General features: G+C 48.4%; 8 protein-coding genes. 6 read left to right on the forward strand and 2 right to left on the reverse strand.

The features are described from left to right. Positions 1-236: 236 nt before the first annotated feature. Entirely contained in the window at positions 237-1,253 is a 1,017-nt protein-coding gene (locus tag ICL07_RS11970; RefSeq protein WP_188088131.1) for a LacI family DNA-binding transcriptional regulator, read from the reverse strand. Between the two features lie 279 nt (positions 1,254-1,532). On the opposite strand from ICL07_RS11970, the gene ICL07_RS11975 reads away from it, so the two are divergent. The 5 genes from ICL07_RS11975 to ICL07_RS11995 all read left to right on the forward strand — a co-directional run bounded on the left by ICL07_RS11975 (position 1,533) and on the right by ICL07_RS11995 (position 8,466). Beyond that, the gene (locus ICL07_RS11975) at positions 1,533-2,606 is read left to right on the forward strand and encodes a fatty acid desaturase family protein (protein WP_188088132.1); all 1,074 of its coding nucleotides are present in this window, start codon (positions 1,533-1,535) and stop codon (positions 2,604-2,606) included. A 280-nt stretch (positions 2,607-2,886) separates the two neighbouring features. Further along, entirely contained in the window at positions 2,887-4,149 is a 1,263-nt protein-coding gene (gene fabF / locus ICL07_RS11980) for a beta-ketoacyl-ACP synthase II (RefSeq protein ID WP_188088133.1), read from the forward strand. Positions 4,150-4,273: 124 nt separating this feature from the next. Next, on the forward strand, positions 4,274-7,153 hold the full coding sequence (gene uvrA / locus ICL07_RS11985) for an excinuclease ABC subunit UvrA (protein ID WP_188088134.1): 2,880 nt from the start codon (positions 4,274-4,276) through the stop codon (positions 7,151-7,153). A 25-nt stretch (positions 7,154-7,178) separates the two neighbouring features. Continuing rightward, a complete protein-coding gene (locus ICL07_RS11990) occupies positions 7,179-7,697 on the forward strand; it encodes a DUF6452 family protein (RefSeq protein WP_188088135.1) in 519 nt (172 codons plus the stop codon). Continuing rightward, entirely contained in the window at positions 7,660-8,466 is an 807-nt protein-coding gene (locus tag ICL07_RS11995; RefSeq protein WP_188088136.1) for a DUF6048 family protein, read from the forward strand. The genes ICL07_RS11990 and ICL07_RS11995 overlap by 38 nt, the downstream gene beginning before the upstream one ends. A 64-nt stretch (positions 8,467-8,530) precedes the next feature. Here the strand turns inward: ICL07_RS11995 and ICL07_RS12000 are convergent, their stop codons facing one another. Next, complete coding sequence (locus ICL07_RS12000; protein ID WP_188088137.1) at positions 8,531-8,977, reverse strand: GNAT family N-acetyltransferase; 447 nt, start codon at positions 8,975-8,977, stop codon at positions 8,531-8,533. Between the two features lie 93 nt (positions 8,978-9,070). Here ICL07_RS12000 and ICL07_RS12005 point away from each other — a divergent pair, with 93 nt between their 5' ends. Continuing rightward, positions 9,071-10,561, forward strand: a complete 1,491-nt coding sequence (locus tag ICL07_RS12005) for an ATP-binding cassette domain-containing protein (protein WP_188088138.1) — start codon at positions 9,071-9,073, stop codon at positions 10,559-10,561. Positions 10,562-10,671 lie beyond the last annotated feature (110 nt).

Genomic DNA, 10,671 nt, shown 5'->3' on the forward strand with positions numbered 1-10,671 from the left:
ATGAAAATCCCCGCATCGCCGGCTGGTATTGTCTTACGTGCAATTATTAGAAAAATCGATTTAGCATCAATACAGAAAAAAAAGAATTCCTTGAATCCTTTCCTGTTTTCCGGAGCCTAATGTACATTTTTTTATTTTTTTATTTGAATATTTAATTATTTAGGAAGCTGCTTAGGAATAAACAGTTCCTGCATAACCAAATAGTTAATAACTAAATAACAAAATAGTCAAAATATTTACGCGGAGCCCCGTATGATAAATCTTCCCGGCAGCTCCACCGCCGGCTCCTTTATAGGCGTGGGCTTTTTACCTAACTGCTGCATCAGCATGGCAATGGCGGTCTTCGCGATTCCTTCGATAGGCTGCTCTATCACCGAAATACCGGGCGGATAAAGGCGGAAAATATCATGGTCGTCGAAACAAATCACCGACAGATCATCGGGCATCCGGAGCCCCAGACGGGCAATAGCCTCCAGTCCCAGGATACCGAGATAATTGGTGGCAAAAAATATCGCTTCAATATCAGGATTGCTTTCAATAAACTGCTGCATTTCCTGCAGGGAATCTTCCCGGAACTTATGATACTTGAGGTGCAACACATGTTTCTTACGCAGCGGCAGTTTGTGTTCTTTCATGGCAGACACATAGCCGCGCAGGCGCTCCTGTAACTGGATCAGTTTCACATCTACCGTTACAAAAGCGATACGGGTAAAACCCTTGCTGATCAGGTGTTTCATTCCTTGCTGCACACCCCCGAAATTATCAATCAGCACATAAGGCGCCTTGATAGACGGAAAGTAGCTATCCATCAGCACGACCGGCTTATGATGCTGTACCAGCTGCTGTATCTCCTTTTCCATGCCCGGCGCAGGGGTAATCAGATAACCGTCTACCATCTGCCGGCCCAGCATGCGGATCAGTTCTCCACCTTTCTGGGCATTGTTTTCCGTACTGCAATACACCACATTGTAGCCCATCAGCTCTGCTTCCGTTTCGATGGTTTTAGCGAGACTGGCAAAGAAGCTGCCGGAGATACTTTCCACAATGAGACCCAGGGTTTTAGACTGACCGGTGCGCAGGTTAACGGCCACCCGGTGAGGCTCATAACCCGACTTTTCCACTACCTGAATAATTTTGGCCGCGACTTCATCGCGTATCCGCATCTGCTTCCCTTTCCCGTTAAGTACAAAAGATACCGTGGAAGGTGCCACACCGGCCATTTTGGCAACATCCTTAAGCGTTAGTCTCTTCATTCGTGCTTGTTAATTTGATTGGTTTTCTGTTTACATCTCCCCTTATGATTACAGGTTTGGTCGCCGGATACGTCGGGGATGCAACGGCACGGAAATTACAAAAAACTGTTAAAACATTACAAACTACCCGCAAATTGGCTATCTTACAACAGCGCGGTCGGGCATGTGGATACTATCAGCCTGTAATATGCGTTATTCTTTTATTAAACATACATAAGTACCGGCGTGACAGCCAACTTACAACTGGTATTGTAGCCAACTTAGTTTTTACATAACTATATGAAGCAACTCACCCATCTTACTGATCCTGTTTACGTCAAACCGGCCCACGAAACAGTTTTCGACAGGCTTTTCAAGTCCATGATCCGCGATGAGCGTGATCTTCCCTTCGTATACCTTACCTTGAAAATTACCTTCACGCTGTGGCCGCTCGCTATCCTGATGTACTGGCCTGGTGTGAACAACTGGTTATGGTGGGCCGCTGCTATCGCTTATCAATTTTTCAACAATATCACTTTCAAAGGACCTTTTGGCCTGATGCTTCATTGTACCAGCCACCGCGCCTTCTTTGAAAAAAAATACGGTTTTCTCAACAACTATCTCCCCTGGGCAATAGGGCCGCTGTTTGGTCAAACGCCGGAATCCTACTACTCTCACCATATTGGCATGCACCATCCGGAGAACAATATGCCGGATGATGACAGCAGTACCATGATGTACCAACGCGATTCTTTCCGGGGATTCCTGCACTACCTCTGGTCATTTGTGACTTTTGGCGTGTATGATACAGCCAAATACCATATCCGCAAAAAAAGGAATAAACTGATGGTGAAACTGGTCCGTGGCGAAATGTTATTCATCGGCGCCTGTGTAGGTCTTTCCTTTATCAACTTCCCCGCTACGTTTGTCGTGTTCATCCTGCCTTTTATCATCTCCCGTATTATTATGATGGTGGGCAACTGGGCACAACATGCCTTTATCGACGCAGAAGATCCGGATAACTGCTACAAAAACAGTATTACCTGTATCAATACCAAATACAACCATAAATGCTGGAATGATGGTTATCATATCAGTCACCACGTAAAACCCAGCATGCACTGGACCGAGCACCCGGTATATTTCCGTAAAACGCTGGATGAGTATATCAGCAACGATGCCATCGTATTTGATGGTATTCACTTCCTGCATGTATGGTTGTGGTTGATGACCAAACGATATGACCTGCTGGCCAAACATTTTGTCAATATCGGCGATCGTTTCCAGTCAGACGCAGAAATCATTTCTTTCCTGAAACAACGTACGCTTCGTATCAGTGCTGTGCCGGAGACCGCCGCGGCAGCCGCTGCCTAATATATTGATATTTACTTATTTGATAAGGCCTGAAATCAGTGCTGATTTCAGGCCTTATTTCTTTAATACCCGGTGTTTTCCTCCTTGATGGGATGAAAAATTAACACTTTATAACATTCATATCCTGCCCCATACAGGCATAACTATTATCAAACCCGCCACCACACAGCATTTTGATTTAAAACGAGAAAGTTATGCCATATAATCTTAATGAATATGCTTATCTATAACAATAAGTAACTAAATTTGCGCTCTAACTTTTTTTATTAAAGTAAAAAATATGCGTACTGTTACACTGAAAAGGGTTGTGGTTACCGGCTTGGGAGCACTGACACCTATCGGGAATGATGTAAATACTTTTTGGAGCAATCTGAAGGCAGGCGTGAGCGGCGCCGGTCCCATCACTAAATTTGATACCACAGAGTTCAAAACCAAATTTGCCTGTGAAGTCAAAGGTTTTGATGTGGAAAAATATATCGAGAAGAAAGAGGCCCGCAAAATGGACAACTTCACGCAGTACGCGATGGCAGCTGCACATGAAGCCGTAGCAGACGCCGGCCTTGACAAGGAAGGAATCGACAAAACCAAAATAGGCGTGATCTGGGCTTCCGGTAACGGCGGCATGCTCACGTTCGAAGAACAGATCGTTGAATTCACCCAGGCCAACTTTGTGCCTAAATTCAACCCGTTCTTTATTCCCAAGCTGATTTGTGACATCGCGGCAGGACAGATAGCGATGAAATACGGTTTCATGGGTATCAACTTCTGTACAGTATCTGCCTGCGCATCTTCTACCAGCGGTCTGGTAGACGCATTCAACTACATCCGTCTGGGTAAAGCCAACGCGATTGTGGCCGGCGGTTCTGAAGCACCGGTAACACGCGCCGGTATAGCAGGTTTCAACGCCCTGAAGGCATTGTCTACCCGCAACGAAGATCCGGAACACGCTTCCCGTCCTTTCGATACAGAACGTGATGGTTTCGTGATGGGTGAAGGCGCCGGCGCCATCGTCCTGGAAGAATATGAACACGCTATCGCCAGAGGGGCTACCATCTACGGTGAAATGATCGGCGGTGCTATGACCTGCGACGCTTACCACCTCACCGCCACCCACCCTGAAGGCCTCGGCGCCAGACTGGGTATGGAACAAGCCCTGGAAGATGCCGGCATCACCACCGCCGACGTGGACTATATCAACTCCCACACCACTTCTACACCAGTAGGCGACGTGAGCGAGCTGAAAGCCATCGTTGCCGCCTTCGGTGAACATGCAGAAAAACTCAATATCAGCGCTACCAAATCCATGACCGGCCACCTGTTAGGCGCTGCCGGCGCCATTGAGGCCATCGCTTGTATTAAAGCTACGCAGGAAGATATCATACCTCCCACCATCAACACTACCGTGCTGGGCGAAGGTATCCCTACCAACCTGAACCTCACTCTGGGCAAAGCACAAAGCCGCCCGGTGAACATTGCGATGAGCAATACCTTCGGTTTTGGTGGTCATAATGCCATCGTGGTATTCAAAAAATATAGCAAATAAGCAGGTAACTGCCTGAAAATAGCTGTCAGCGAAGATCTCCTCAGAGAGGTCTTCGCTGCTCTTTTTTTTGCCTGATTCATAATCCGTAATTCGTAATTATGGCGTAGCTTAGTAGTTTAATATTATGGCAAAGAAAAAAGAGAATGTAACCGCTGCCCCCGCTCCGGAAATCACGGCTGATGACCAGATTGAAGTATTTGGCGCACGGGAGCACAACCTGAAAAACCTCGACCTGCAGTTGCCCAAAAATAAGCTGGTTGTCATCACCGGCATCAGCGGAAGTGGAAAATCCTCCCTGGCTTTTGATACTATATACGCTGAAGGACAACGCCGATACATGGAAAGTTTTTCCGCTTATGCCCGCCAGTTCATCGGCGACATGGAAAGACCCGATGTGGATAAAATCACCGGCCTCTCACCGGTCATCTCCATAGAACAAAAAACAACCAACAAAAACCCGCGCTCTACCGTAGGCACCATCACGGAAATCTATGACTTCCTGCGATTGCTCTACGCCCGCGCCGGACAAGCATACTCCTACAATACCAACAAGCGCATGACGCGCTTTTCGGAAGAAGAAATACAGGAGCACATCTTCAAACACTATCCCAAAAAGAAACTCGTGATCCTCGCACCACTGGTGCGCGGCCGTAAAGGGCACTACCGCGAACTGTTTGAACAGGTACGCAAACAGGGCTATCTCAAAGTACGGGTAGACGGCGAAATCCTGGACCTGAAAGAAAGAATGCAGGTGGACCGCTACAAAATACACGACATTGAACTGGTGATAGACCGTATACAGGTACAGGAAGATGCCCGTACCCGTATCAGCCAGAGCGTGCAAAAAGCGCTCACCATGGGTAAAGGCCTGATGTTCGTGATGGACAACGATACCAACAAGGTTAGCCAGTACAGCAAACAGCTGATGTGTGAAGATACCGGCCTTTCCTACGAGGAACCATCACCCAATACCTTCTCCTTTAACTCACCCTATGGCGCCTGCCCCCGCTGTAAAGGTCTCGGTACCATCTACCAGATCGATATGGACGCCGTCATCCCTGATGAAAGCATCTCCATTGAAGCCGGCGGCCTCAAACCATTAGGCGAAGCCAGAGATACTTTCACCTACAAACAGGTACAGCAACTGGCTAAAAAATATAAATTCTCCCTCACCGGCCCTATCTCCGCTATCCCGGAGAAAGCCCGTAACGTGCTGCTGTTTGGTGATGAAAACGGGAAACTGGAGGTTGACCTCTCTTTCGATGAAAGTTCCGATGTCACCAAATACTCCACCGAATTTGAAGGGGTAGTCAACACCGTACGCCGCTATTTCAACGATACCAGCTCCGACCACGTACGCGCCTGGGCTGAGAGCTTCATGGCACTGAATACCTGCCCGGAATGTAACGGCGCCCGGCTTAAAAAAGAAAGTCTCTACTTTAAGGTAGACGAAAAAAACATCTCCGAACTGGGCAATATGGACCTCGACAAGCTGTTACACTGGTTCAGCAACATCGAAGACCGCCTGGAGAAAAAACAAAACGCCATCGCCAAGGATATCCTGAAAGAAATCCGTGAACGCCTGGGATTCCTGCTCAACGTCGGTCTTAACTACCTGACGCTCAACAGGCCTACCCGTACCCTCAGCGGCGGCGAATCGCAACGTATCCGCCTCGCCACACAGATAGGCTCCCAGCTGATGGGTATCACCTATATCCTCGATGAGCCCAGCATCGGCCTGCACCAGCGCGATAATATGCAGCTGATCGACGCCCTCCGCAACCTCCGCGAAATGGGTAACACCGTTATCGTGGTGGAACATGACAAGGATATCATGCTGCATGCCGATCACCTGGTGGATATTGGTCCCGGCGCCGGTAAACACGGTGGCCAGATCATCGCACAAGGCACGCCCAACCAGATATTAAAACTCAATACTCCCACCGCCGGATATCTCAATGGCAAACGCGCTATGGAGATACCAGCCCAACGCCGTAAAGGCAATGGCAACAGCCTCGAACTGAAAGGCGCCACCGGTAATAACCTGAAAAATGTAAACGTGAAACTGCCCCTCGGCACTTTCATCTGCGTAACAGGCGTTTCCGGAAGTGGTAAATCTACCCTTATCAACGAAACCTTATACCCGATACTCTCCAAACATGCCTACGATTCCAAAGCGGTACCCATGCCGTACAAGAGCATTAAAGGCCTGGAACATATCGACAAGGTAATTGAGATAGACCAGTCGCCCATTGGCCGTACCCCCCGCAGCAACCCGGCTACTTATTGCGGTTTCTTTACCGATATTCGTACCCTGTTTGCCTCCGTGCCGGAAGCCAAAATCCGCGGATACAACGCCGGCCGTTTTTCGTTCAACGTAAAAACCGGCCGCTGTGATGTTTGTGAAGGCGGTGGCATGCGTGTCATCGAAATGAACTTCCTGCCCGATGTATACGTACACTGTGAAAAATGTAACGGGCGCCGCTACAACCGCGAAACCCTGGAGATACGCTACAAAGGCAAATCCATCTCCGATGTGCTGGACATGACTGTAGACGAAGCGGTGGAGTTTTTCCAGGCTGTTCCCTGGATACACCGTAAAATCAAAACATTGCAGGATGTGGGATTGGGATATATTACCCTGGGCCAGTCGGCCGTAACCCTCTCCGGTGGTGAAGCTCAGCGGGTTAAACTGGCTACGGAACTGTCTAAAAAGGATACCGGCAAAACTATCTATATCCTCGACGAGCCTACTACTGGCTTACACTTCCAGGATATCGTGCTGTTGCTCAAAGTGTTGAATAAGCTGGTAGACAGAGGCAACACCATTCTGGTGATAGAACACAACCTCGACGTCATCAAAATGGCCGACTACATTGTAGACCTCGGCCCCGAAGGCGGCGGAGGCGGTGGTACCATCCTCTGTACCGGCACACCGGAACAGGTAAGTACCTGCAAAGACAGCCATACCGCCCGCTTCCTCAAAAAGGAGCTGGGAATTTAATATCTTGCCAACCGTAAATCAAAGAATGAGAACGTTATACCAGATATTACTCACCTGCGCCATGCTTACCGGCATGATTGCCTGTGAGAACGAAACCAAGGTGTGTGACCAAACGCTCCGGGCGGACCTGCACGTGCATTTCCAGCGCGATTCCGCTTTTAAAGTGCCCGGCTCCGACACCACTGCACACCTGATACGCGATACCATTATGCCCAAGGTAACGCTATATGCTATTGTTAATGGTGTGGGCAGGGATTCCATCAATAAAAAACAACCGCTGAAAGACATCTTTATGCCGCTTTCTCCTGCGGCAGACAGCAGTGTTTTCTTTCTGAGAGTGGATTCAACCCTTACACCGGACACACTCACGTTCAGGTATAAACGTAACAGGCACTTTATATCACCCGGTTGTGGTTTCGGTTTCTACTTCGACCTGGATACCGCCATCATCACCAAACATACCATCGATTCTGTAGTTATTAACACAAAGGCAGTCACCAGCAGTAATGATACGCACCTTACTTTCTTTTTCTTTAATCAGTAGTATCCTGGTGGGCCTCGCCGCACAGGCGCAAACTCCCGCTAAACCGGCAGCAGCTAAAACGCCTGCTGCCAAAACTGATACTATCCATAAACCGGTGAGGGATACTACCACTATCCTCCCCGTGAAAGACAGCATCATACACCTGCAGGGTGGTCTCCGCATAGGCCTGGACCTGAGCCGGATCGTTACGTCCATTTACTACCCTTATCGTAAAGAAGGCACTGCCGTCGCTGATCTGCGCCTTAAAAGCAACCTGTATGCGGCAGCTGAAGTAGGTTACACCAATACCCCCTTCAGCAACAGCCAGTACACTTATAAAGGCAGTGGCGCCTTTATCACCCTGGGGGTAGACTATAACTTCCTGAAAAAACAATACCCTTCTGAAAAAAATATGTTCTTCGGCGGTATCCGGTATGGGTTCTCCCACCTGACCTATGAAGTACCCAGTTATACCATCAACAGTAGCTATTGGGGTAATAACGAGGACGGCTCTGTCCCTAAAACCAATGTCAACGCCCATTGGGTGGAACTGGTGCTGGGACTCAAAGCGGAAGTGCTCAAAAACTTCTTCCTAAGCTGGAGCCTGCGGCAGCGTGTACTGATCAACAATGTAAAATCGGATGCATTTACGCCTCTTGTTATCCCAGGCTTTGGCAGCGGCTCCAAAAAAGCGGTGTTCGATATGCAGTATACGGTGTCATACCTGTTCCCGCTTTACAAAATAACGGAACATGTAAAGTTGCCGGAGAACAAGAAAAAGAAAAAATAAAACCTTATAAAAAAGCGGGCCTTCATATGTGAAGGCCCGCTTTTTTATAAGGTTCACACGGCATTTACGGCCGCACCATCTCAATATGCGGGATACCGTCTTCCATATAGGTATCACTGGTTTGCTCAAAACCCAGTGACGTATAAAAGCGGTGCAGGTATTGCTGAGCGCTGATTGTAATAGCACCCTTGCCATATATCTCCTCTATAGCTGCAATAGATTTTTCCATCAGCTCCCGGCCGGCGCCGGTGCCCCTCGCCAGCGGAGATGTTACCACCCGGCCTATAGACGCCGCAGTATATTTAATGCCTGGCGCAAATAAACGGGTATACGCCACCAATCGTCCTTCTTCATTGGTTCCCATGACATGCAGCGCTTTCTGATCTGCATAGTCCAGATCCTGGTAGGCACAATGCTGTTCTACAACAAATACCTCGCTGCGTAAATGTAGCACAGCATATAACTCTGCGATCGTTAGCTCTTCAAAAGGTTTAATTTTCCAGTTCATCATTAGCCGGTTTAATATAAAAATACTGGAACCTTTCAATATTCCTGTTATTTTTATAGATGATATTATAGCCTCTTTAGCCCAATCCAGGAAATCATGGAAGAAACAAAACACCCGTTCCTGTCGCTGGAACACATTACCGTCAGGTATCTCGACAAAACACTTTTTAACTCGCTCGACTGGGAAATACAGCCAAACGAACAATGGGCCATCACCGGCCCCAGCGGTTCCGGCAAAACGGCCCTCCTCAACACCATTCTGGGTAAATTCAATATTATTAATGGTGGCATACGCTATCATTTCTACGACCAATGGAGAAAGGAAAACACCGTAACGGACCCGTATTTCAACTATCGTAACCTGATAGCGCTGGTAGGTCACCATCACACGTTCCGGAACCTGTCCAATACCACTACCGACTTCTACTATCAGCAACGGTTCAATAGCATGGATGCCGATAATTCGCCTACTGTCAGCGAATACCTGACTATCACCGAAGTGCCGGACCTGGTGAAACCGTTGAAAATAGCGCCGCTGATGGAAAAACGGCTCATCAAACTGTCGAACGGAGAAACCCGCCGCGTGATGATTGCCCGTGCCCTGCTGCAACAGCCGCAGCTGCTTATGCTCGATAATCCCTACATCGGGCTGGATGTACAAACCCGGAAAGATTTTACGGCCATGATCAACGAAATCATCCGCAATGGCTCCACCGTACTGCTGGCCACCACGCCACAGGAAATGCCCGAACATATTACCCATGTGCTGACACTGGAAAACGGCGCTATCACAGGCAAGTATACACGCAGTGAGTTTGTAAAACTGCCGTTGCCCGTCGTGGCCGACCTGCCGCTACCTGCCATGGAAGCGCAGAAAATAGCCGAAATCGTGCAGCAGCACCAACCGGCCAGCTTCGACACCATCGTCCGCATGGAAGATATCCGGGTAAAATATGGAGAAAATGTGATCCTCGACCAGATCAACTGGACTGTAAAGCCTAATGAAAAATGGGCGCTGCTGGGCCATAACGGCGCCGGTAAGTCCACCCTGCTCAGTCTCATCAACGGAGATAACCCGCAGGCATATGCCAACAAATTATGGTTGTTCGACCGCCGCCGGGGCAGTGGGGAAAGTATCTGGGACATCAAGAAAAAAATCGGTTTCGTATCTCCCGAACTGCATCAATACTTCACCTCCCGCGACAACTGCCTGCAGGTGATCTGCTCCGGTTTTACGGATATTATCGGTAGTACCAAACCCGCCACTCCTGAACAAACAGCCATCGCCAAAGCCTGGATGGAAATACTGGAGATCGATGAACATCAGGCCAACCCATTCAAACAGGTACCGGAAAGTGCACAGCGTCTTTGCCTGCTGGCGAGAGCGCTGGTGAAAAATCCACCTCTGCTGATTTTCGACGAACCTTGCCAGGGGCTGGACCAGCAACAGAAACAACATTTCAAAAAAGTCATCGAAATGCTGTGCGATCACCTTCCCGTAACCCTCATCTATGTAACACATTATGAAGAAGAACTGCCCGATTGTGTAGATAAGTACCTGCGCCTTAGCGGCGGCAAAATGGTCTGATGATCCGATGATTGATTTACGGATTTTGGGATTTACGAATTTGGGAATTTCGCGTAATAAATCTCCGAAATTCCCAAATTCCTAAATCCCAAAATCCGTAAATTAAATAT

This window comes from Chitinophaga qingshengii (assembly GCF_014529935.1).
Lineage (GTDB): Bacteria > Bacteroidota > Bacteroidia > Chitinophagales > Chitinophagaceae > Chitinophaga > Chitinophaga qingshengii.